Source organism: Halalkalibaculum roseum (genome assembly GCF_011059145.1).
Lineage (GTDB): Bacteria > Bacteroidota > Rhodothermia > Balneolales > Balneolaceae > Halalkalibaculum > Halalkalibaculum roseum.
In genome coordinates this window covers 411,631-435,213 of the sequence record NZ_JAALLT010000001.1, presented here as the reverse complement: position 1 = coordinate 435,213, position 23,583 = coordinate 411,631, and the positions used below count along the sequence as shown (strand labels likewise).

At 44.9% G+C, this 23,583-nt stretch carries 17 protein-coding genes; 8 read left to right on the top strand and 9 right to left on the bottom strand.

Features of this window, described 5'->3' with window-relative positions; genetic code table 11:
- Positions 1 to 76: 76 nt before the first annotated feature.
- The gene (locus tag G3570_RS01750; RefSeq protein WP_165138557.1) at positions 77 to 1,465 is read right to left on the bottom strand and encodes a GntP family permease; all 1,389 of its coding nucleotides are present in this window, start codon (positions 1,463 to 1,465) and stop codon (positions 77 to 79) included.
- 184 nt (positions 1,466 to 1,649) lie between these two features.
- Entirely contained in the window at positions 1,650 to 1,856 is a 207-nt protein-coding gene (locus tag G3570_RS01745) for a DUF3185 family protein (protein ID WP_249066574.1), read from the bottom strand.
- A 378-nt stretch (positions 1,857 to 2,234) separates the two neighbouring features.
- On the opposite strand from G3570_RS01745, the gene ettA reads away from it, so the two are divergent.
- Complete coding sequence (ettA, locus tag G3570_RS01740) at positions 2,235 to 3,905, top strand: energy-dependent translational throttle protein EttA (protein ID WP_165138555.1); 1,671 nt, start codon at positions 2,235 to 2,237, stop codon at positions 3,903 to 3,905.
- A 40-nt stretch (positions 3,906 to 3,945) separates the two neighbouring features.
- On the opposite strand, the gene G3570_RS01735 is transcribed toward ettA, so the two are convergent.
- Positions 3,946 to 6,165, bottom strand: coding sequence for an amino acid permease (locus G3570_RS01735; RefSeq protein WP_165138553.1), 2,220 nt, complete (start codon positions 6,163 to 6,165; stop codon positions 3,946 to 3,948).
- Between the two features lie 194 nt (positions 6,166 to 6,359).
- On the opposite strand from G3570_RS01735, the gene G3570_RS01730 reads away from it, so the two are divergent.
- Positions 6,360 to 7,385 carry a zinc-binding dehydrogenase gene (locus G3570_RS01730; RefSeq protein WP_165138551.1) on the top strand — a complete coding sequence of 342 codons (1,026 nt, stop codon included), beginning with the start codon at positions 6,360 to 6,362 and terminating at the stop codon, positions 7,383 to 7,385.
- Between the two features lie 46 nt (positions 7,386 to 7,431).
- Here G3570_RS01730 and egtD read toward each other — a convergent pair whose 3' ends face one another.
- The 5 genes from egtD to G3570_RS01705 all read right to left on the bottom strand — a co-directional run bounded on the left by egtD (position 7,432) and on the right by G3570_RS01705 (position 11,110).
- Positions 7,432 to 8,382 (bottom strand): L-histidine N(alpha)-methyltransferase, encoded by a 951-nt coding sequence (gene egtD / locus G3570_RS01725; protein ID WP_249066573.1) that lies wholly within the window; start codon positions 8,380 to 8,382, stop codon positions 7,432 to 7,434.
- A 13-nt stretch (positions 8,383 to 8,395) separates the two neighbouring features.
- Positions 8,396 to 9,697 (bottom strand): ergothioneine biosynthesis protein EgtB, encoded by a 1,302-nt coding sequence (egtB, locus tag G3570_RS01720; protein WP_165138549.1) that lies wholly within the window; start codon positions 9,695 to 9,697, stop codon positions 8,396 to 8,398.
- A gap of 144 nt (positions 9,698 to 9,841) precedes the next feature.
- Positions 9,842 to 10,093, bottom strand: coding sequence for a hypothetical protein (locus tag G3570_RS01715; RefSeq protein ID WP_165138547.1), 252 nt, complete (start codon positions 10,091 to 10,093; stop codon positions 9,842 to 9,844).
- Between the two features lie 216 nt (positions 10,094 to 10,309).
- Entirely contained in the window at positions 10,310 to 10,513 is a 204-nt protein-coding gene (locus G3570_RS01710; RefSeq protein ID WP_165138545.1) for a hypothetical protein, read from the bottom strand.
- A gap of 252 nt (positions 10,514 to 10,765) precedes the next feature.
- Positions 10,766 to 11,110 (bottom strand): STAS domain-containing protein, encoded by a 345-nt coding sequence (locus G3570_RS01705; RefSeq protein WP_165138543.1) that lies wholly within the window; start codon positions 11,108 to 11,110, stop codon positions 10,766 to 10,768.
- A 440-nt stretch (positions 11,111 to 11,550) separates the two neighbouring features.
- On the opposite strand from G3570_RS01705, the gene G3570_RS01700 reads away from it, so the two are divergent.
- Complete coding sequence (locus G3570_RS01700) at positions 11,551 to 12,840, top strand: SdrD B-like domain-containing protein (RefSeq protein ID WP_165138541.1); 1,290 nt, start codon at positions 11,551 to 11,553, stop codon at positions 12,838 to 12,840.
- Between the two features lie 25 nt (positions 12,841 to 12,865).
- A complete protein-coding gene (locus tag G3570_RS01695) occupies positions 12,866 to 16,315 on the top strand; it encodes a sensor histidine kinase (protein ID WP_165138539.1) in 3,450 nt (1,149 codons plus the stop codon).
- Between the two features lie 54 nt (positions 16,316 to 16,369).
- Here the strand turns inward: G3570_RS01695 and G3570_RS01690 are convergent, their stop codons facing one another.
- On the bottom strand, positions 16,370 to 16,564 hold the full coding sequence (locus G3570_RS01690; protein ID WP_165138537.1) for a hypothetical protein: 195 nt from the start codon (positions 16,562 to 16,564) through the stop codon (positions 16,370 to 16,372).
- Between the two features lie 293 nt (positions 16,565 to 16,857).
- Here G3570_RS01690 and G3570_RS01685 point away from each other — a divergent pair, with 293 nt between their 5' ends.
- From G3570_RS01685 to G3570_RS01670, 4 genes are all read left to right on the top strand, one after another.
- Entirely contained in the window at positions 16,858 to 17,943 is a 1,086-nt protein-coding gene (locus tag G3570_RS01685; protein WP_165138535.1) for a hypothetical protein, read from the top strand.
- Between the two features lie 382 nt (positions 17,944 to 18,325).
- A complete protein-coding gene (locus G3570_RS01680) occupies positions 18,326 to 18,898 on the top strand; it encodes an RNA polymerase sigma factor (protein WP_165138533.1) in 573 nt (190 codons plus the stop codon).
- Between the two features lie 161 nt (positions 18,899 to 19,059).
- Positions 19,060 to 20,136, top strand: a complete 1,077-nt coding sequence (locus G3570_RS01675) for a FecR family protein (RefSeq protein ID WP_165138532.1) — start codon at positions 19,060 to 19,062, stop codon at positions 20,134 to 20,136.
- A gap of 39 nt (positions 20,137 to 20,175) precedes the next feature.
- Complete coding sequence (locus G3570_RS01670; protein ID WP_165138530.1) at positions 20,176 to 23,559, top strand: SusC/RagA family TonB-linked outer membrane protein; 3,384 nt, start codon at positions 20,176 to 20,178, stop codon at positions 23,557 to 23,559.
- Positions 23,560 to 23,583: the final 24 nt, after the last annotated feature.

The following is a 23,583-nucleotide window of genomic DNA, read 5'->3' as shown; positions in this document are numbered from 1 at the left end:
AAAAATCTCAACTCCTGGATCAGCAATCCTATCTACTCAAGAATCATGACTCAAAACTCAAGACTAATAAATCATATCACACTAAAAACAGGCTCAGTATAAAAACCGTGATCATTCCCGTCACCCCTGCTACTGCCGATCCGGCTGTCTGCAAACGATAGGCCTGTGAAACATCCATTCCGGAAAACTGGCTTACGACCCAGAAATAACTATCATTAGCATGGGAAACCGTCATCGCACCCGCCCCGATGGCAAGGGTAACCAACACCGGACCTAATCCTTCTGCGAGACCGGCATCAGGTAGCAAGGGCAGCATGATTGATGCCGTAGTGATGATGGCTACAGTAGAAGAACCCTGTGCCGTCTTTAGAGCTGCCGCAATCAAAAACGGCAGGAAAATTCCGATATTCCATTCCGCAAGAATCTGTCCCAGAAAACTGCCTATTTCTGTGGCACGAAGCACACTTCCAAAAGCTCCTCCCGCGCCCGTAATCAAAATGATAGTTCCCGCACTTTTCAGGCCCTCACCCACCCATTCTCCGTAAACCTTCGGACCTCGGTGTGAAGGTACAATGGTGCGAAAAGCCAGGAATACGCCGATAATCAAAGCGGTATTAGGATCACCCAAAAAGTTAATGGCTTCCACATACCAGCCTTCACCAAAAGGTTCTGATGGTAAAGAAGCAACCGATCCAATAGCAATCAATAGCATGGGAACAAGGATTGGCAGTAAAGCTGTCAAAGCAGAAGGTTTTTTAATCGATTCCATATACCGTTCTTCATCCCCCACAGAACCTTCACCTTGCCCTGCACCTTCCTTTATAGCTGTCGTCGTTTCCGAAGGATCTATATAGATACGCTTGCCCGCATAGTTCGCAAAAAGGTAGGTCACCAGTATAACCGGAATAGTGACGCAGATACCAAGCAGTATCACAGATCCGATATCCGCCTCAAGGGTGCCGGCCGCTGCGATCGGACCGGGAGTAGGAGGTATAAAGACATGAGTAGTATACAAACCCATACTAAGGGCAACGGCAAAAGTTGCCAGTGACTGTTTTGTCTCATCAGCCAGGGATCGATTGAGTGGAGAAAGAATCACAAATCCCGAATCGCAAAATACCGGTATGGAAACAATGGCCCCGGTGATACTCATTGCCAAAGCCGATCGTGCTTTACCAATGCCACGTATGACCAAATCGGCTATCACGCGCGTACTGCCGCTCTTCTCCAGCATGGCCCCTATAATGGTACCTGCAGCAATCACAATACCAATGGATCCCAAGGTCCCACCAAAGCCATCGGTTATAGCCGCAACAGTCTCGGAGCCAGGTAAACCTGCAAATAGTCCGACACCAAAAGCTGCCAGAAGAAGAGCAAGGAAGGGATGCAATTTCCATCGGGCCGTACTGATCACAATAAATAGAACGGATATTACCAGCAGTCCCGACAGCAGATATCCCTGCATGCGTTTATTTTACTTGGTTAATAATTGATACTATTATAACCATTTTTTAGAAAAGCGCAATTGAGGGGAGAAAGTAGCTAATACCGGTTATTGGGCCGCAGATTTACACAGATCTCTGTGCACCTCAGTGCTATCTCTGTGATACTTAGTGGTATAGCTTCTCAAAACCCTACATTACTCACATTCATTTACCTCCACGCAGCAAACCGGCCAGCCCTGCTATTGATGCCGCTGCACCGCCTGCCATCATCCAAATACCCTTTTGTGAGCCCGATCCACCCAGAAACTGGTTCACTTCCGATTGGAAGGATTGATATTGATCGTACCCAAAATAAAGAAGTACCAGTCCGCCGATTAACAACCCTGCAGAAATCGCTTTTTTCATATTCATAGCAAAAAATTTAATTCCGTTTTTGTTTACGGTTCAACATAGCTAAGAAATTTCGGCCTCAAGAACAAAATTAGTCTAGGTTCCGCCACAGATCTACAATGATTATACAACTTAGTGCAACTCTGCGTCTACTCTGTGAACCTCCGCGAAACAGCCAATCCGTTATACAAATATTCTATACCCATTTTTAATTACTCATTTCTCACCAGGACCCATCACTCCTCACTTCTTGCTTCTTGCTTCTTGCTTCTTAATGAACACTATTAATTCAAAATTTTCCTGCCAATTCCGTACCTTTGTCCCGTCAACCGAGTCAACCTCCCATTCCCGGTTTCAAATTCAAAATTTTTTAATTCCTAATTCTTAATTCCATCAGTAGTGAGTGATCAAAAAGTAATATTCTCCATGGTAGGGGTGAGCAAAGTATACAAGCCCAACAACTATGTATTGAAAGATATCTATCTCTCCTTCTTCTATGGCGCTAAAATCGGGGTGCTTGGTGCAAACGGGTCCGGTAAAAGTACCCTTTTGCACATTATCGCGGGTGAAGATGAAGAGTATCTAGGTAATATATCCCGCCAAAAAGGGGTCACCTTTGGACTCCTACCTCAGGAGCCGAAGCTCGATCCCTCCAAAACCGTGAAAGAGATTGTCCAGGAAGGAGTTCAGAAAACCATCGATCTGCTGAACGAATACGAAGAGGTTAACCAAGCTTTCGGTGATCCTGATGCGGACTTCGAAAAGCTCATCGAGAAACAAGAGAAACTTCAGAATAAAATAGATCACCTCGATGCATGGGATCTAGACAGCAAGCTTGAACAAGCCATGGATGCCCTCCGCACCCCGCCCGGTGATACTTCGGTGGAGGTGCTTTCCGGAGGGGAGGCGCGCCGCGTGGCACTATGCCGACTGTTGCTTCAAAAACCCGATGTCTTGCTGCTTGACGAACCCACCAATCATCTGGATGCGGAATCGGTAGCATGGCTGGAGCAGCATCTCGCCCGTTACGAAGGTACAGTCATCGCCGTCACTCATGATCGCTATTTTCTGGATAATGTAGCCGGCTGGATTCTCGAACTGGACCGTGGAGAAGGCATCCCCTTCGAAGGAAATTACAGCTCCTGGCTGGAAAAAAAACAGCAGCGGCTAAAACAGGAAGAGAAGCAGGAATCAAAGCGCCAAAAAACCTTGGAGCAGGAGCTGGAATGGATTCGCCAGAACCCCAAAGGACGGCGTGCCAAAAGCAAAGCTCGTATCAATAAATATGAGGAGCTGCTTTCCGAAGAGCATCGCAAAAAGCGCGAAGATATGGAGATCTTTATCCCTGCCGGACCCCGCCTGGGTGATAAGGTCATCGAAGCCGACCATGTTTCCAAAGGCTATGACGATCGCTTGCTAATTGAAGATATGAATTTCAAGCTGCCACCGGGCGGTATTGTGGGAGTGATCGGTCCTAACGGAGCCGGTAAGACAACGCTCTTTAGAATGATTACGGGAGAAGAAGAACCGGATAGCGGATCTTTTGAAATTGGAAGTACCGTTGAATTGGGCTATATCAATCAAAAACGCCCCCTGGACCCCGATAAAACCATTTGGGAAGAGATTTCCGATGGAAAAGAAACCGTAAAGTTGGGCAATCGCGAGGTCAATTCAAGAGCCTATGTGGCTAGATTCAATTTTAGCGGAAGTGACCAGCAAAAAAGATGCAGTGAAATTTCCGGAGGTGAGCGAAACCGCGTGCATCTTGCTAAGATGCTCAAACAGGGTGCCAATGTGCTGCTGCTGGATGAGCCGACCAACGACCTGGATGTCCATACCCTGCGCGCACTGGAAGAGGCCCTGCTTGAATTCGCCGGCTGCGTGGTAGTGATCTCACACGACAGGTGGTTCCTCGACCGCATTGCCACACATATGCTGGCATTTGAAGGAAACAGTCAGGTCTACTGGTTCGAAGGCAACTATTCGGAATATGAGGAGAACAGAGAAAAACGACTGGGCTCCAAATATCACCCCGAACGCATCCACTACAAGAAACTGATGCGCGATTAAATATAACCACTAAGTTCACTTAGTGACTTAGTGGTTATTCTCAGGCAAGTATACTCTCACGGCCGGAGTCGGCTACAAAGACACAGGCCGACTGTGTTTTCTCTACATACGTGCGAAGCTCATTCAAATCGGGTTCCTCCGGCAGGCCGAGCAAATCCACATCAGCATGAGGCGCATTTTCGAGGGCTTCGGTAAAGGAGCCAATCTCTACATGTGGAGTGACCTCTCTCAAACGGGCAATGTCCAGCAGGTTCTCCAGATATTTGTAGGCTTCTTCCTCCTGACCCTCTTCAACCACCGTGATTACTCTCATCTCGGCATTCCAATTGATCTTTAGCTTATAGGCAGTTAAGAGTGCGAGGTCAAGATTTCCAAGATTCATATTCAAATCCCAATCCGGACTCCTTTCATGTATCCAGACATTGATGGAAGCGCTCCTTCCGAGTTGCGCCACAACGTCTTCCACATAGAGCTGTATGCCCATATTATTAAGCCGCGCCTCATTGATGATAGAGTGTATCTCTTCATCATATGCTGTATGGTTGGGTAATCGCAGAAACAGGATATTGGGCTTGAAAAAGGTCCCCTGCAAGGTCTGTAAGGCGTTAAGAACGGCCTCTTTAAAGTTATCGGAGTCAATCACAGTCCACCTGGTGTAAACGTTTTCCTTGCCAAAAGACATAGCGAGATCCATCAGTGAGTCCTGCAGATCACCTCGGTCATCCATCCCGGAAAGACCGACCAGCTTGATGGAGCCTTTGGGATAAACCAGGTTTCTGATGAGACTGAAAGTTCCGCTTAATTCTCTTGCGCTACGAACGGGTACAAGCAGGTTAGCTTTCCAGGCTCGCTCGTTATTTTCAGGAAGCAGGGATACCCGTTTCGCTGCCCATTCGGCAAGAGATACAAAGAGACCGCTTCGCATGTCGCCATAGGGAACTTTCAGCTTTCTGTTGGTAAGATATAAATAGGTGGCAATTACAAAAGCCAAGGCAATCAACCCAAAAGTCGGATTGATAATAAACATCGTAAACAGGCAGCCTGCGGTGCCCACTACCGGCACGAATCTTGGAATGGTAAATGTGGGGCGAAAACTGATCATATCCATGCCCTGCTCAATGAGTACTACCATGTTTATCATCATGTACGTTATTAGAAAAAACATGGTGATCAGCGGGGCGATGGTATTAAGATCCCGCAGCATCAATGTGACCAGTACGATACCCCCTGTGAGCATAATGGCATTTCGGGGTTCGCCGTCTTTGGCCAGTTTTGCAAAGATGCCCCCGCCCGGGAAAATACGGTGTTCACCCAACGCCTGGAGAATACGCGGTGCACCGACAATCGATGCCAGGGCTGAGGAAAAAGTAGCACCCAGCAATCCTCCTAATACGGCCGGCGGCCAGAGGGCATAATCAATCATTACATTGTAGTTATTTACGAGCTCATCAACCGTGGTTACCCTTGCAAACCAGTATCCTGAAGCCATGTATATCAAATAGCTAATGACTATGGCCGAGATGGTACCCACCGGAATACTCTTCTTGGGATTCTTAAGCTCACCCGACATATTTGCTCCCGCCATAATGCCCGTTGCCGCAGGAAATAGAACAGCAAACACTACCCAGAAGCTGACACCCTGGAAATTATTCTCGGGGGCTCCCGGGAATTCGCCCCACCACTGAATAGGATGTTCAAGTGCTCCCATAAATACGCTCCCTGCAACAGATAGCAAAGCTGCCGCTATGACTGCCAGAATAATATACTGAACGCGAAAGGCCAGCTTGGCACTCAAATATGCCAATATGAAGAGCAAATTGAATACTACAATATCTACGATGATTGCATAATGACCCGGAAAGATGTAGAGCCATCCTTCCCGAAAACCGAATACATACATAGTAATGGCAAAAGTCTGTGCCAGGTAAAGCGGCACCCCTACGCTGCCCCCTACCTCAAGTCCCAGTGACTGGGATATAATGGAATAGGCGCCTCCGGCCTTGATGCGAATATTGGTGGTGATGCACGACATGGAAAGGGCGGTGAATGTGACAATTACGAATGCAATCGTGATGATCAGCCATCCGCCCAGGAGTCCGGCATTGCCGATCACCCAGCCCTGCCTGAGAAATAGAATCACCCCAAGAATCGTAAGCAGCGTAGGCACAAACACGCCCCCAAAGGTGCCGTACTTGTGCTGCACCGTCGATTCTCTCTCATCTACCTGATCCTGTAACGTATCTGTACCCTCCGGAGCCATAATCTTGTACCTTAGCTTATAATTCGAGCATAAACCAATGTAGTAAGCCGTATTTTCTTTTCATAATCCGGAGAGGTATTTAGGGAATGGACAATAATTCAACGAGGATAACCCATCGATAGTAATTTAAAAATCACCATTTGGCACAATGTAATACGGTAGTATTCTTGTACATTTTTCAATAGCTTAGACCTATGCGACAGATAGTAAATACCACCAACGGAAGCTATGATGTGTTGCAGGTACAGGAAGTCCCCGACCTGGTGCCGAAACCTCATGAACTAATCATTGATGTTAAAGCAGCGGGACTCAATTTCGCTGATATTCTTGCCCGGAAAGGACAATATCCGGACGGACCTTCCAAACCATGCGTAATGGGTTATGAAGTTGCCGGTGTGGTAAGTTCTGTGGGCGATAAGGTTGAGGAAAGCTGGCTGGGCAAGGAAGTGCTGGCCATGTGCCGCTTTAAGGGTCAGGCTGAACAGGTTTGCGTCAGTGAAATGCAGGTCTATGAAAAACCGGAGAAACTCTCATTTGAAGAAGCCGCCGCTATTCCTGTCAATTACCTGACGGCCTGGGTACTGCTAGTGGTGATGGGAAGCCTGCAGAAAAATGAGTCGGTTCTGATTCACAATGTAGGCGGAGGGGTTGGTATTGCCGCCCTGGATATCGCAAAACATATCGGTGCCGAAACATATGGTACGGCCAGTCACCGCAAGCACCGATTTCTGATTGAACGAGGTTTGGAATTTGCCATAGACTACCGCACCAACGACTGGCTTGATGAAATTATGAAGCTCACCGACGACCGAGGTGTTGACCTCATAACTGACCCGCTTGGCGGCAAGGAGTGGAAACGCAGTTACAAAGCCCTTCGTGCAACCGGCCGGCTGGGCATGTTCGGAATATCCACAGCCAGCGGCGGCCCCGAAGCAGGACTAAAAAGTTACTGGGATATGCTGAAAACAGTCATTCAAATGCCCTTTTACCACCCACTTTCCCTGCTTGATAAAAACCGGGGTGTTTTCGGAGTAAACCTGGGCCATATGTGGCACGAACCTGAAAAAGCAGCACTGTGGACCCGAGAAATTCTTAAGGGTGTAGATGAAGGATGGATAAAACCTCACGTAGATACCACCTTCTCATTTGAAGAAGCAGGAGAAGCTCATCGCTATATTGAGGAAAGAAAAAATATTGGCAAAGTAATCCTGGTACCTTGAGTTATATCACTAGTCACTTAGTGCATTAAGCGGTAATTTTATTCTATCACTTTTTTACCAGGTACTGCATGCTGAACAGTTCTTTTTCATCGGTCCAGACTTTTTGCACTTCGAACCACTCTTTAACCAACTCCCTGAACTCTTCAAGTGAGTATTTATAGGAGTTTTCTGTGTGGATGGTCTCTCCTTCATCAATAGAAATAACTTCGTCTTGCAAATGAACCTCCTGCTTTTGCCTGCTTACTAGATGCATTTCAATTCGTCCCTTTTCCTCATTGTAGAATGCAAGGTGCTCAAATTCGTCAACATCAAAGTCAGCATTCAACTCCCGGTTCATGCGAACCAGCATATTTAGGTTAAACTCTGCCGTCACGCATCTGCTATCATTATAGGCAGCCTCCAGTGTCTCGCGGTCTTTCTTCAAATCTACCCCGATCAGCATACCGCCGCCGGGAACCAGCAACTTAGAGATCGTCTTGAGAAACAGACGGGCTTTCTCCGGACGAAAATTTCCTATGGTCGAGCCCGGATAAAAGATTACATAATATTCGAAGGGCTTGGCAATGGGTGGAATCTGAAAAGGCTTTGTGTAGTCGGCACACACCGGTTTGATGCTGAGATCAGGATATTCTTTTTTCAACATGCGAACGGTCTTCATCAGGTACTCTTCCGAAATATCAACAGGAACATAAGCTGAAATGTCTGCCATATGATCCAGCAGCAGCCGCGTCTTGGTGCTGTTCCCACTACCCAACTCTACAATAACCGACTGCTCTCCTACCGCACCGGCAATTTCTTCAATATTTTCTTCTAAAATACGTGTCTCAGTACGGGTAGGATAGTATTCATCCAGTCGGGTAATCTCATCAAAAAGTTCGGATCCCCTTTCATCATAAAAGAATTTACTGGGAATCATCTTTTGAGGCCGGCGTAAACCCTCTATTACCTCCTCAAACATCTGGCGCCGGGGTGCGTTCAGTTCAGCTTCTGCACTCATAGATGGGGGGACCTCAAACCGTTCGAGCTAACCTGATGCCATTGAATTGCCAGCGGGCGTCAGGATAAAAGAAATTTCGGTACGTTTTTCGAATATGAGTTTCCGATGTGGCACATGAACCGCCTCGCAGAACATACTGGCTGCACATAAACTTTCCATTATATTCTCCCAGGGCCCCGGGCAAAGGCTCATATCCCGGGTACGCATCATAAGCACTCTTTGTCCACTCCCAAACATCGCCGTACATCTGTTTGAGTCCCGAAGATCTGTCTTGCAGAGGGCGCGGATGGTAGTGGCCTTCTTCGACAAAATTTCCCTTGTAAGGTAGGTCGGCGGCGGCAACTTCCCATTCGGCTTCCGTGGCCAGACGGGCATCAGCCCAGCGTGCATAGGCATCGGCCTCGTAGTAGCTTATATGCGTAACCGGCTCATTGGGATCGACCTCTCGCAGACCGGAAAGCGTGTAGTAATGCCACTGCCCCTCTTTATTTGTCCAGTACAAAGGACTATCCCATTCATTCTCATTAACCGTCGCCCAACCATCATCCAGCCAGAGCTCGGAGCGTTCATATCCTCCATCTTCCATAAACTCCATAAACTCACGATTGGTAATCAAACGATCGGAGAGCTCAAAAGCTTCCAGAAACTCACGGTGGCGCGGATGCTCATTATCATAGGTAAATTCATCGCCCTTATTTCCTATCTGGTAAATACCTTCGTCGAAAGCAACCCAATTCAGTGGAGGTACATCTTTGCTATCGGGCAGTTTCAGATCTTTATAGGCCGGACAGAGTGGATTTTGGGCAAACATGTATTTAAAGTCCGTGATCATCAGTTCCTGGTGCTGTTGCTCGTGATTATTGCCTATTTCAATAACCGGACCATATTCCCTGAGCTGTTCCTCTGTGGCATTTTCTAAAAATTTAAACACTTCTTTATTCACGTAATCCCGGAATTCAAAGACTTCCCTGACAGTGGGACGCGTCAATAGTCCTCTTTTCGAACGGGTGTGCGGCTCGCCGGTTTGCAGGTAATAAGAGTTAAAAATATAGGCATACTGCGGATGAAGAGATTGGTAATTGTCGTAGACCTTATCCAGCAAAAACGTCTCATAAAACCAGCTTACGTGGGCTAAATGCCATTTGGTGGGACTAGTATTTTCCATGGCCTGAACCACGAAATCTTCGATCTCAAGCGGTTCAGTAAGTTGATCACTGAAATCCCGTATAGCTTTAAATCGATTAATCAGACGTTCTCTCGAGTAACGATCGGTGGCAGAGTTCGGAGTGGTTTTCTTGACGGTAGTGGCATCCATAATCACAGGTATTTGTCTTTATCTTCACTGAAATTACAAATATGCGCTAAATTCCGTTCTCTGAGGAAGGATTTTTCGAATACTCTGAAGCCGTCGGGATACCAGCTATTACACTAACGTGTACAGAAAAAATTATGCTAATATCTATTTTTCTCTATAGAAATAGATCTTTTTATTCTTAGAATCTTTTCCGCTTTTAATTTTTACGCCTCTATCCTGGTTATACTGGTATACAGCAGTACGCATTGAGTTAACACTCTTATCATCCTTGTAGTTAATTTCGATAGCGTCGCCACCTACTTCCAGGTTATCCAGAGCCTCCAGCAGTGGTTTGAACTTGGATGACCGTTTTTTAGAAGTGTTTATTTTTTCCCGTTCAACAAATTTAATGTCCATGGTAGATGTATGTTATTTATCATTCATTTGCCAACTTATTTTTTACAATATAATCGATAAATAAATAAAAAATACGATCTTTAATTTATTTTAATATCAACTTTAAACACTAAACATTAATACCTGCAGATAAATCTATGGATAAAAAAGGCCGCAACACATAATGTGATGCAGCCTTACACAGTTTTAAATAAGTTTATCTATACGAGAATCGTACTATTGAATTTTATAAAATTGATTATAAACGTATTCCCAAAATTCAGCCAAATTCGATCCTTTATTATGTGGATTTTTGGATGTGGATGATTTCATGGCGTCGATACATGCCTTTTCTTTGGCATCGTAATACGATTTTAGCTGATGGGCAGTGGGGTTTTCTATCATCTCTTCGAATTTCTTGATCTTCTCTTTATCCGGCATAACGCATTGTATCTTCTTAACAATTGACTATTTATAACGGAAATCAGTGCCAAAAAATTTCCTTCACTTTTCTAGATAGCAAAGCAAAAACAATTCTGCAAGGCTTAAAACAGGCCTTCAGGACTTATGAAAGCAATTATTGGTACTGTTTTGGGTAAAAAGCTACTAACTATTTCACAGAGTGGCACGAAGAAGCACAGAGACTCACAGAGTAATCAGATTTAATCAGTGTAGATTTGTGGCCAGAACTTGTCAGCCTTCCTGATAGTGTTCAATTGCTTCCTTCTCGGTGCGATAGTGCTGGAAAACGGATACCAGCTGTGTGATCATAAGCAGATTCTCTATTTTCTTGTCGGCCTCACAGATTATCAGGTTCCCACCTGCTTTTCGCATGGTGGTCAGTGCACCGATAATAATCCCCAGCCCGGATGAATTGATAAACTTAACTTTTCCAAGATTGACTATTACATTCGTCTTATCCTGCTCTATTAGGTCATGCAGATCTTCTCGAAACTGTTCGGCACCAGGACCGCCCATTACATTTCCCTTTAACTTTATAATTACGCAGTTGAACTGTTCTTTGATGGTATATTTCATGTGCTAATCTATACGTTAATTTTTTACCGAGAGTACCTATTTATTCCCAAATAAAAAATAAATAGTGGGATAATTCTAAAATTTTTCTGAATCTTTAGCCTCTCAATAAATCCTGTCTAGGTTATATCAACTTAAGTAGCCTAATAAATTACTTTGACTCCAAGTGACTATTTTTTATCAATTTCTTTGACCGTATAACGGAATTATATACATTGAATAAAATCTCACTTGAAGTAATAGAGAGAGAAAACGAGGGGAATAGTAAAAGAGGGTAGCAATAAGGATTTAGCCTTGGTGTATTGTTTCCATTTCGGATAATGCCTCCCGTTTGAACCAACCTAAAATAAAGTTTTATAGATATGAATATCCGTATGCGAATTCCTTTTTTGCTACTGGTCACATTAATTGCAGTTTATTCCTGTAGTGACATACAAAGTTCAATGACTGTTGACTCCGAAATAAGCCTTGAGACGGCAACCGGTGAAAGCACAGATATTCAACTGCAAAACAATAATACTGATCCGGTTCCGCTGAATAATTACCTGGTAACCTTTAACGGCAAGCACTACGATCAGGAGAAGAATCAATCAACATTTACTTACACTGTTTCAGGAACCGGTGTTGAACCGGCCTTAAATTACTTTTTTATTGAATCTCCCTCCTGTGCCGGATCACCGGTAGCTTACAGCCCTATTCAATCGGCTAAAGTGAACCCGGAAGGAATAACCTGGGAGGCCTCTATTTCAAGTACGGAAAGCCGGGTCTATAGTATTACCTATTCCGGAGACCTACCCATTGGTGCTGTAACTGCTAAGAGTGAAAGCGGCAATGAACCCGGTAGTGCTGAAATACCCGGCCCTTGCAAAGGCATTTATACCATTTCGGGTACCGTATTTGTTGACGGAAACGGTAATGGTTCTAAAAACACATCGGAATCGGGCATACAAAATGTGACAGTACATCTTTTAACCGGTGATGGCATGGAATTTACCCGGACAACTACTTCGACCGGAACCTATTCATTCATGGTATTTACCGGATCCAATTCTGTTGATTTTGGTATCGAAGTACGATCAGAAACTACCGAAAATACTTCCGACTTTAACGAAAGGTTATTTGACGGTTACTCGGCCACAACTTCAATATCCAAGACGGTTACCGTAAATAATGCTGACGAAACAGGGACCGACTTCGGTTTCTCTCCGCAAACCGAAAAACTGATTTTGCAATTCGAGGAAGGAACCATTCTACTTGATACTGAAGAGCCCAAATTCTGGATTCAGCAGTTGCGTTTTGCACAAAAGAATAATTTAAATGCGGATATATCTGCTACCGACCTACTGGGATATCTGGAAGTCATTGAACAGTTGTACCTTACCGATCCATTTCAATTCGGCGATAATAAAATTGATGCCGCTCTCAATATTCTAACCGGTCCGAATAAAACAGAATTGGAATCCCTACTGGTTCAATTACTTGCTGCCGAGCTGAATGTTGTCAGCGGAAGAGGGTCCGGTAATCTTGACTTCGATCTTGCACTAATAGCCTATGGTGAAAGCGCCGCTGATGAATTGAAAAACGGTACCGCTTCCTTGAATATCCAAAGCAGTACCTCATCATCTGCCACAGATATAACTACTGCTGTAAGGACTAGCATTTCGGATGCCGAATCCCTGCTGACATCATTTAACTCCTCCGGCGGTGGCGGTGGAGTCGGAAATAATAATTAGCATCGCCAGAAACAGTAGCCGGTACATGAAACGGCAACTATTTGTCTTATTATTTTTATTTCTAATCCCATTCAGTGAATCGGAAGGCCAACTCCTTCCGTTCACTCACTATACGCCGGATAGAGAAATCAATGCCTTACCTTCGGCGGAAGTTCATAAAGTATTTCAGGATAAACTGGGATACATGTGGTTTTCCATTTACTCATCAGGTCTGGTTCGCTACGATGGGGTGAATATGGAACTCTATGGCCAGGAAGACGGCCTCAGGGATCTTACTGTTTGGGATCTCATCGAAGATCCTTCCGGAAGATTATGGGTCAGCTCAAATGCCGGATTGGTAGTCTCTGAAAAACCTCTTGAAAATTACGGTGTGGGTAAACGGGTACAATTCATATCCGAAAGCAATGATGTTTCCATTATTGATCTTACCGTGAACCATAATCGCATGACTATTGACGACGAGGGTTGGCTATGGGTCGGTACTGAGAATGTTGGCATAGTTAAATATCGCTTTAATCAAGAAGACGAACTGCAAGCAGATACCGTTTCAACCAACCTGAGCGGAACCGGAGAAGAGTTAGCAGTCAGGGCACTCACAGCAAGGAAAGACGGATCTATCTGGGTCGCCCTACCAAATGGCAATCTATTGCGTTTTAAGAATGAAGAAGCAACCCGTACCTATGAATTTTTCGGAGATGAATACACCAACGCCCTCTTTGAATCAGCCGAAGACAGACTCTTGGGAGGAAATAGAGATGGAAGCGTATGGATGCTTAACGAAGATAATGGGAAAACCGGTTTCACAATTATTGATAAAAGCCTGAACAGCAATATTGCGAGTATTCGGGCGGACCATGATAACCGGATATGGGTATCGAGTGAAGGCTCCGGAATACTAACAATCGAGGGTGATGATTATAGTAAAACTGGGAATATTACAAGAGCCAATGGTCTTTTAAGTGAAATAGTTTTCAATATCACCGAAGACCGGGAAGAAAACCTATGGATTGCACAGTCAGGCGGAATCTCCAAGCTTCGATACAATTACCGGGCCTTTACAAACATCAGCAGTACACCTATAGGGGGAGAGAAAACCCTCCTTCCATCACCATCCATTAATACCATTCAGTTGAATAACTCTGACTCAAATGGGGATCCCTGTTCCTTCTGGGCAGGAACATCGGAAGGAGGTATTGCCTGCCTTAGTGAGACTTTTGACTCCGAATATATTCAGTTTGCGGATGGACTGGCGGGTAACTGGGTAAACGGGCTCGCCTATGATAGCTATGGACGGCTTTGGATAGGATCTACCCGCGGCCTGAACAGCTTGTCTTTTAAAGAAGCGCCGGATCTTGAGAATCTGAAAGACAAAACAAGTGTCTCAGTTCTGGGTAAACAAGCTGAATTGGCAACCTACCCTACAGCCAGCATTTTATCCATACAAAAGCTTCGATTACCGCTAGGGCAAGAAAGTCAGCAAACCATAGAAACACTTTTTCTCCCCGCTTATCACAGAGTCTTCGTAATTATTGACAATACCTTCATTACCCTTGATGAAGAGTGGGGACTGCCGCCCACTATTTACCATGCTTCTGCCGTGGATAGTCTCGGATACCTGTGGATCGGTACACGTGACAGGGGTATTTACCGAAGTCGCATACCTGTACACGCTGCCATGTTTACCGGTGAATCAGACATTACAGACAAGGATACTTTTTTCCAATTATGGTGGTCAACAGAAGACGGAGCACCGACCAATCAAATTGATAATCTTTACTGGTCTAATAACCAGATGTGGGTGGGTACTACCAATGGATTGATCTCCCTTGATGCTGAAACGAAAAGCAAGCGCCATACGATCACTACTGCAGATGGCCTTCTTGCAGATAATATTACCAGCATTGCCAAATCACCGGTGACCGGTACTTTTTGGCTGGGCACCAACCAGGGACTTGCTGAAGTTGATCCCGAGTCCGGCACCGTTTTACGTACCATAACCAAAGCGGAGGGCCTCGTTGATAATGAGGTTTGGTATTATGGCTCGGTACAAATCAGTAAAGAGGGATCTGTCTATTTCGGGACTGCAAACGGTATTTCAATCTACAAACCGCATCTGGACAGGGAAAATAAGCAGCCTCCCATTGTGCGCCTGACAAGTGCAGTATCAGAAGAGGTACCCGGCGAGCGTAACGAGTTCAGTTTTGAATATGCAGCCTTGACCTTTGGCAGTGAAAGAGAAGCAAGGTATCAGACACGCCTGATAGGCTTCAATGACGAATGGTCACCCGATAAAACGGATACCAGGGTTAACTATACCAACCTGCCTGCCTACTTCTTTCCGGAGACCTATACCCTGGAGGTGAGAGCAGCCAATGAAAGCGGTATCTGGTCAGATGAAGTACTCTCTTACAGTTTTACCGTCACTCCTCCCTGGTGGTTAAGCTGGGGGGCTTCTATGGGTTATTTTATCATATTGGCTCTGGGTATTTTTGCAGTCGACCGTTTCCAGCGCCGACGTCTCATCAAAAGAGAACGGGAAGCGGCACTGCTTCGAGAAACCGAATTGAAAGCGGAAGCTGCCGAAGCCCAGGCAAAAGCACTGGAGGTAGAAAACGAACTCAAAGCCACCGAACTTGAAAAAGCACGCGAGCTTGAGACAGCCTACCATGAATTGAAGGCAACCCAAAAAAGGCTGATACAATCAGAGAAAATGGCATCCCTGGGTCGTCTTTCTACCGGCATCGCCCATGAAATTAAAAACCCGCTCAACTTTATCAATAACTTTGCTGAGCTCTCTAAAGAACTTGTAGAAGAACTTCGAGAGGCGATTGCTAATGACGATACCGCAGAGATTCAATTTATCACCGACAGCCTTAGCATGAACACCGGCAAAATTGAAGAACACGGTAAAAGAGCAGATGCCATCGTGAAGTCAATGATGCAGCATTCACGGGGTAGCAATCTCAATTTTCAGATGACCGACCTGAATAATATTGTCCAGAAGTACGCCGACCTTGCCTATCATAGCAAATCAGCTAAAATCCCTGAACTGGATGTTTCTATTGTGACCAAACTTGATGAAAATCTTCCTGAGGTGATGATCATCCAGCAGCAAATCGGGCAGGTGTTACAAAATATTATTGAAAATGCTTTTGATGCCGTTTGGGAACAGAAACTCAAACAAAACGGAACCTATCTGCCCAAAATTACGATCAGTACTTCTTTTGAGAAAGGTGAAGAAATTAAAATTATAATTTCTGACAATGGTCCAGGCATCCCCGAGCCGGTTCGCGAGAAAATCTTCGAACCCTTCTTTACCACCAAACCCACCGGTGAGGGAACCGGACTTGGGCTAAGCATCAGTTATGATATCATAACCCAAATTCACAGCGGTTCGCTGAAGGTGGAGAGTGATGATGGCAGAGGAACTCGTTTCATTATTACGCTACCGGTTGGTGAGCTATCTTCCTCCTAAAACCACCACGATCTCTTGTCGCGATTATTTCAACTGGATTAATGACTTTTTATCCTAGTCCACAAAGCAAAAAGAGAACCTTCCCTGTGGGTCAACACCATATAGTGATGCCTCCCTTTCAGTATGTTGTTCTTTAACCTTTCTATGATAGGATTGCTTACTTCCTTCCTTACAGAGCTCTTCATAATCATCAATCATCATGTGAAGATGAAGGGTAGGATAGTCATCGAAATCTAATTCTTCTTCCATAATAGTCGTGTTATTTGTAGATGATATATCACCAATATAAAAGAAATATTAGAATTTGCTAATGTTTATTAGAATTATTTAATTATTCATAGAAACAAAAAATCAGATGTCATAAGCTCACGGCAATTTAGTTGGCTATTGCCGTTAAGGAGATTGAGAGTAAAAGTAGAACCAGGTCTTTGAGAGGCTGAGGTAGAATGATCAACACCCTTAGGTTGGCGAGGGAAATGAAAATCCTGCCTTTATATGACGTTTGGTAAAATATCATCTAAAAAGGCATAGGGAGTATTATTATGGGACGTGCAATGCTTATCATTCTTTCGGGAGTAATTGTATCACTGGGATATATAGGGATCGGAACTGCGGGTCAGGGCAAAATGATGATCTCGCGCAACGTCGGATACGCCAACTTCGTTACAGCCAAGAACACGGCACACATGGCCATCCAGATGGCTATGCAGAAGATGAATGAAGATTCCACATGGGCTGAAGATCACCATTCAGGCAATCCGTGGATTGGAGAGATTGAGGGACGTCCATTTTCCCTGTATGCTGAATATATTCACAACAGTACGGATTACTGGGCGCCTGATACCGTCAGGCTCTACTCCGAATCAGTTTTCGACGGATTAAAAGAACCGGTAGAGATTGTGAGCGTTTACGAGATCAACTCTCTTGACTATGTACCCGACTTTAAGTCACCGCTTACCATCGCCACCAAAAACTTTTCCTATTCAACCGGGGGCAGCTCATCCATTAATGGATTTGACGGGTCAGGCAGCGGTTGTTCCGATAAACCCGGGATTACAGTCATGGATGAAACATCCAACTTCCTGGTTGAAAATTACACCGGAAATGATTTGAAAGGTGATCCACCGATCAAAACCGATACAACACTTACCTACCGCCCGACGGATCAGCTTATTGAACGGCTGGAAAATACCGCATATACCCAGACAATAACCGGTAACTATAAAGGCTCGATGGGTACCAAAGAATATCCGGGTGTATTTTTTGTGGAAGATGAAGCACGATTGACCGGAGGTATTGATGAAGGGTTTGGTATTCTGGTGATTCGGTCGGGCGGCAATATGACTTATGAAGACTCCACCGGTGCTGTACTCGACATAGCCGGTAATTTTAAATTTAACGGATTGGTCATTTTTGAAAATGCCTACAACTTCGACGGCAAAGGGACGCCTACCATCAACGGATCGGCACTCGTCGGCAACACCGAAGGCTATACCAAACAAATTGACATTGATATCAGCGGAAATCTTACGTTGCAGTACGACTGTACCGCAAAAAATTATGCGAAGAAGGCTGCGGCACTGGCAGTAAAACAAAAGAAGTACAAGCACATCATTACATTCGAATAATACGACAAAAGGAACCGGTTAATACCCGCTAAAATTCAGCATCCCTATTACAAATACCCGCTTTATTCAAAGCATTATTTCACGGCCGCCTAGAATTTCCAAGTGGGGTGATGGCTTTTTAAAAAGATCGAAGCTGATTGGATCTGAACTGGTCACCCCATATTTCAGTTATATTCTCTTCAAGATCACCGGATAAGTGGTTGCAAACAGGGTACTTGGTCAATCGGGTACCCTATTTGTTGAAATGGATCATTATGCCGATGTAGTTATTATTCCGAGACATTCTTAAGGTTAAATAATTAATGATTTGACCAAACAATTATTAAATTAGAAGGCTGATTAATCAGCTTATGTAAATGTTAAAATTGATTCCTGCACTTAAATGGGATCTGAGAACGAGGAGACGCATATAAATTCAAGTGAGGCTCTTTGGAGAGAGCTGCAAGGCGGCCAAAAAAAGGCGCTCAGTACCCTTTTTGATAGGTTTTACAACTCCATGTACAGTTATGGGTATCGTATTATTCCGGATGAAGAACGCATAAAAGATTGCATTCAGGATGTATTCTTGCAGCTTTGGAAATACAGAGAAAACCTTTCAAACGTAAATTCCGTACGCGCCTACCTATTGATGTCACTGCGACATCAACTGTTTAATGACAAAGCCGTGCAGAACCGACGGGAGAAAATGAACCGGGAATATGCCGCGGAGGAATTTGAGATCTATGTGAACTATGATAAATGGATTGAAATCCTAGAGCTCGAAGAACAGCAAAAATCCAGGCTCAAGATAGCCGTTAAAGAACTTTCCCCCCGTCAAAGAGAAGCGGTTTACCTGAAATATTATGAAGGCCTTTCCACCGATGAACTCTCAAAAGTTATGGATGTTCGCACACAGAGCATTTATAATCTGCTGGTAAATGCACTAAAAGAGCTGCGAAAACAGCTGGATGCTTGAGGAAAATGGCAAATCCTCTCTTCCCACTTTCTGTATTATCAAGAGTTTAGACTTTCTCGCCTAATTTTTTCCATTTTTTTTAAAAAAATATGAGTAGTCCTGCCTCCCACTCTTCTCTATATGGGCAACAAACCGAAACTCTCTTGATATAGGGAAGCAACATGTCGAAAAAGCTTTTCGATTTATTATTAGACGATTCATTTATACGCTTTCTAAAAGGAGAAGCCTCCCCAGATGAGTCAGCCAGATGGAACTCCTGGGTGCAAGAGGATAGGAAGCAAGCTGACTTCACAAAAAAAGCGCGAAAGCTGATCGAGGAAGGTTTTCAAAACTTACCCAGGCCCGATAAGAAGAAAGAGATGCAGCGGCTGATGGGCCGCATTGAATCGGTTCAACAGCTAAAACCGAAATCACTATCTCCCGTCAGAAAAAGACGCAACAATATCATTTGGGCTACCCTTGCTGCAGCGGCAGGCATTCTGCTTGTTGTCGGATTCTTAGGATGGGATTACTTTTACCAGGAAGATAGTAGTAATACAGGCAGCATCGAACAGATTACCTATCGTACTATCACCACCGAATACGGAGAGCGCAAAACCTTTCGCTATTCTGACGGATCGAACATTATTTTAAATGCCGGTTCAGAACTGCGTCTTCCTCAAAATGTTGCCGGAAATCATACTTTTGAAGTATGGCTAAAAGGTGAGGCACTATTCAATATAGATCGAAGGTCAGCACCCGAGACACGCAACTTTATTGTCCATACCCCCGACAGTGACATCTCGGTTCTGGGCACCCTTTTTGCAGTAAACACGAATGATGGACAGACCCGTGTAGTACTTGAGTCAGGCAGGCTCTCCTTCAATGTGCGCGACTCTCTCAATAACAAGAATCTAAATTATGAAATGGTGCCGGGAGAACTGGCTCTGTTTTCATATCAATTTCACGAGATTCGTGTCAAAAAAGTCAACCCTCAGGTATACCTGTCCTGGGCCGGTGACAGCCTGATTTTGGACCAAACCCCATTTTCCGATTTAATAGAACGAATTGAATTTACCTACGGCCTGAAAGTGGTGGTCGAGGATAAAACACTGCTGAATGAAAAACTTACCGGCAGTTTTGGCAATCTGGAATTGAAGTTTCTGTTGGAAGGATTGGCCAAAACACTGGACGTCTCCATCCAGAAAACCGACTCAACCATTTACATAAAAAGTAACGAACCAACGGTTCACAACTAAATACATCATCAAAAATAAAAACACATAAATGGAATCGATATGAAAGCACATAGATATATCTTACCCGTTTTGTTCTTTTTGTTTTGTGGTATTGGTTCAATATCAGCAAAACAGGGCACACAGTATGCTTCTTCGGAAGATATTCTGTCCGGCCAGTCCATTGAACAAACCGTGGATTTAGAAAAGAAACTAAATCAGCTGGAAGAAGAGTATAATATCTCTTTCCTATACCGCTCCAGCCTCGTTCAAGGGAAACGCAGCCCGGTAAAAGTCACTGGCAAAGAAACCCTGCAAGAAAAAATTAAGATGCTGCTTGAGCCACACGGATTGGTTTCATCATATCTTGATAAGCGCACGTTTGTTATTTCTCTTTCCCCTATAAGAGAATTAGAGGTCTTAATAGCTGATACTGTCAGTGGTATAGTAATGGACGGTAGCACCGGTGAGACCCTTCCCGGGGTTAACATTCTCGTCAAAGGAACAACCAAAGGTACAGCTACAGATATTAACGGCTCGTATCGCCTTACTAACGTTGGAGATCAGGACACGCTGGTATTCTCTTTTCTGGGTTTTCAGACCAAGGAAATTGCTGTAGATGGACGCAACAGAATTGATGTGCAACTCATGGAATCGATTCTAATGCTGAGTGATGAACTGGTAGTTGTAGGATATGGAACACAAAAAAGAAGCGAGATTACCGGTTCGGTAGCCTCTGTAAGTGCTGAAGATATTGAAAAGGTTCCGGTACTTCGTGTAGAACAAGCGCTTCAGGGACGTACCGCAGGTGTTTACGTAGCCAACCAATCAGGACAGCCCGGTGAAATGCCAACCGTACGTATACGGGGTGCAGGTACTACAGGTAATGCAGATCCTCTTTATGTGGTAGACGGCATGCCGGTCGGTGGCATCGACTACTTGAATCCCGGAAATATCGCCTCCATGGAGGTCTTGAAAGACGCTGCCTCTGCAGCTATTTATGGTGCACGCGCCGCAAACGGTGTGGTTCTTATCACCACCAAGTCGGGACAGCCCGGTGAAACAAAAGTCAGATACGAAGGATATGCCGGTATCCAAAACGGTTGGAAAGAGATGAACGTATTAAATGCCAGCCAATATATGATGATGATGAATGAAGGCGCAGCAAATGCAGGGTTGAGCCTGCCTTTCCCTGTCGGACAAAATGTCTCCGGCGGCACCGACTGGCAATCAGCCATATTCAATGAAAATGCCCCGATGATGAATCATCAGATTACCATTTCCGGCGGCAATGACAGAACCACCTACTCTTCCGGTCTCTCATTGTTCTCACAGGAGGGTATTGTAGGCGGAGATAAATCCCAATTCGACCGCTACACCTTTAACCTTAAACTGGACAACGACGTCAGTGATGTATTCCGCTTCGGCAACAGCTTTAACTACAGCCGTATCGACCGTAACGCCGTACTGAGTAATAGCGAATGGGGCTCACCGTTGAGCAACGCACTCAACATGGATCCGCTGACACCAATTTATGAACTGGATGAAGATGACCTTCAAGGTTATCCCAGCCACTCTGTCCAAAATGACGGGCTCTATTATGGAATCTCCAATTATGTAGCCCAGGAGATCGTTAATCCGCTGGCCAGACTCCAGGTCACAAACGGCAACACCCAGGTCGACAAACTGGTAAATAACCTGTATGCCGAATACGAAGTACTTCCCAATATGGTGGTTAGAAGTAACCTTGGAATCGATGCCGCGTTTGTTCAGAACGACAACTACGTTCCGGTATACTACCTTAACTCGGCACAGAGTAATGACAATTCCCTGGTGAGCAAAACCGAAAACCGCTGGTTCACCTGGAACTTTGAAAACACCATTTCTTACGAGCAGGACTTCAACAAGCACAATATCAACTTACTCGGCGGTATTTCTGCCCAGCAGGTTCATTTCGAGGATCTCTTCGGATCCAAGGCTAACCTGTTGATGACCGATCCTCAGAATGCATGGATTAATGTCGGATCTGATGAAGAATCAATGACTGCCGCAGGAGGCGCCTATGATGAAAAACTACTCTCCTACTTCGGACGGGCATCCTACAACTTCAATGACAAGTACTTGTTGACCGGTATTCTTCGGGTAGACGGATCATCCAAATTCGGTTCGAATAATCGCTACGCCGTATTTCCATCGGTATCAGCGGGATGGGTGATGAGTAACGAAAGCTTCATGGACGATTTTGAAGTTATCAACCTGCTCAAGCTCAGAGCATCCTGGGGACAAAACGGCAACCAGAACATCGGTAACTTTGCCTATACCTCAACCATTGCTACCGGCAACGGCTACAGCTTCGGTCCGGATGAGCAGTTCACAACCGGTTCCATTCCTTCCAGCGTATCAAACCCCAATCTTAAGTGGGAAACCTCCGAGCAGTTGGATATCGGAGTCGACCTCGGTTTATGGAATGACCAGCTGATGATCAAATCTGATTACTATATCAAGAAAACGAAAGGACTGCTCGTACAGGCTCCTATTCCGGGACATGTTGGTAACAACGCACCGGTCGTAAACGGAGGTAGTGTACAAAATGAAGGAATTGAGCTCAGCGTTGACTATCGCAATTACCGAAATGAATTCGGCTACAATGTGGGCGCCAATGTTGCTTTCAACCGCAACGAAGTTACCCATATCGGAAATGCAGAAGGAATCATCACCGGAGCAGGATTTGCTACCTACGGTATTGTAACCAGAGCTGATGTCGGTAATCCGATCGGATATTTCTGGGGATATGAAACAGATGGCATCTTCCAGAATCAGCAGGAGATTGACAACTACGTCAATGAAAGCGGCAATCTGATACAGCCCCTGGCACAGCCGGGTGACGTACGATTCCGTGACCTGGATGGAGACGGTCAGATTGATGACGGTGACCGCACCATGATCGGTAACCCCACACCGGATATGACCTTCGGAATCAATATGGGAGCAAACTATAAGCAGTTTGATCTTTCGGTATTCATGCAGGGTACCTTCGGCAATGACATCTTCAATGCCACCCGCCGTCATGATCTCACCACGAGCAACATGCCGGTAAGATATCTGAATCGCTGGACCGGGGAAGGTACCTCTAATGAGTTGCCTCGCTTTACCTGGAATGACTCCAACGGTAACTGGACCAAGATTTCAGATCTGTATGTGGAAGACGGTTCCTACCTGAGAATCAAGAACATTCAGGTTGGATATAACTTCTCTCCCCGACTCTTAGAGACGCTGAAACTGGAAACGGTAAGAATTTATGTAGCCGCAGACAACCTGTACACACTGACAGGATACAGCGGTTTTGATCCTGAAATAGGAGCAGCATCACCGCTCAATATCGGAATCGACCGCGGTATTTATCCACAGGCTCGCAGTTATCGTGTCGGACTCAACATCAATTTCTAACGGCAACATTCACCCATTTAAACA

Excerpts from the sequence above, each read along its gene's own strand:
- G3570_RS01680 (WP_165138533.1), top strand. The coding sequence starts at position 18,326 with ATGGGATCTGAGAACGAGGAGACGCATATAAATTCAAGTGAGGCTCTT.
- G3570_RS01750 (WP_165138557.1), bottom strand. The coding sequence starts at position 1,465 with ATGCAGGGATATCTGCTGTCGGGACTGCTGGTAATATCCGTTCTATTT.
- G3570_RS01710 (WP_165138545.1), bottom strand. The coding sequence starts at position 10,513 with ATGCCGGATAAAGAGAAGATCAAGAAATTCGAAGAGATGATAGAAAAC.
- G3570_RS01670 (WP_165138530.1), top strand. The coding sequence starts at position 20,176 with ATGAAAGCACATAGATATATCTTACCCGTTTTGTTCTTTTTGTTTTGT.
- G3570_RS01685 (WP_165138535.1), top strand. The coding sequence starts at position 16,858 with ATGGGACGTGCAATGCTTATCATTCTTTCGGGAGTAATTGTATCACTG.
- G3570_RS01745 (WP_249066574.1), bottom strand. The coding sequence starts at position 1,856 with ATGAATATGAAAAAAGCGATTTCTGCAGGGTTGTTAATCGGCGGACTG.
- G3570_RS01735 (WP_165138553.1), bottom strand. The coding sequence starts at position 6,165 with ATGGCTCCGGAGGGTACAGATACGTTACAGGATCAGGTAGATGAGAGA.
- G3570_RS01675 (WP_165138532.1), top strand. The coding sequence starts at position 19,060 with ATGTCGAAAAAGCTTTTCGATTTATTATTAGACGATTCATTTATACGC.
- G3570_RS01690 (WP_165138537.1), bottom strand. The coding sequence starts at position 16,564 with ATGGAAGAAGAATTAGATTTCGATGACTATCCTACCCTTCATCTTCAC.
- G3570_RS01705 (WP_165138543.1), bottom strand. The coding sequence starts at position 11,110 with ATGAAATATACCATCAAAGAACAGTTCAACTGCGTAATTATAAAGTTA.
- egtD (WP_249066573.1), bottom strand. The coding sequence starts at position 8,382 with ATGAGTGCAGAAGCTGAACTGAACGCACCCCGGCGCCAGATGTTTGAG.
- G3570_RS01715 (WP_165138547.1), bottom strand. The coding sequence starts at position 10,093 with ATGGACATTAAATTTGTTGAACGGGAAAAAATAAACACTTCTAAAAAA.
- egtB (WP_165138549.1), bottom strand. The coding sequence starts at position 9,697 with ATGGATGCCACTACCGTCAAGAAAACCACTCCGAACTCTGCCACCGAT.
- G3570_RS01700 (WP_165138541.1), top strand. The coding sequence starts at position 11,551 with ATGACTGTTGACTCCGAAATAAGCCTTGAGACGGCAACCGGTGAAAGC.
- G3570_RS01730 (WP_165138551.1), top strand. The coding sequence starts at position 6,360 with ATGCGACAGATAGTAAATACCACCAACGGAAGCTATGATGTGTTGCAG.
- G3570_RS01695 (WP_165138539.1), top strand. The coding sequence starts at position 12,866 with ATGAAACGGCAACTATTTGTCTTATTATTTTTATTTCTAATCCCATTC.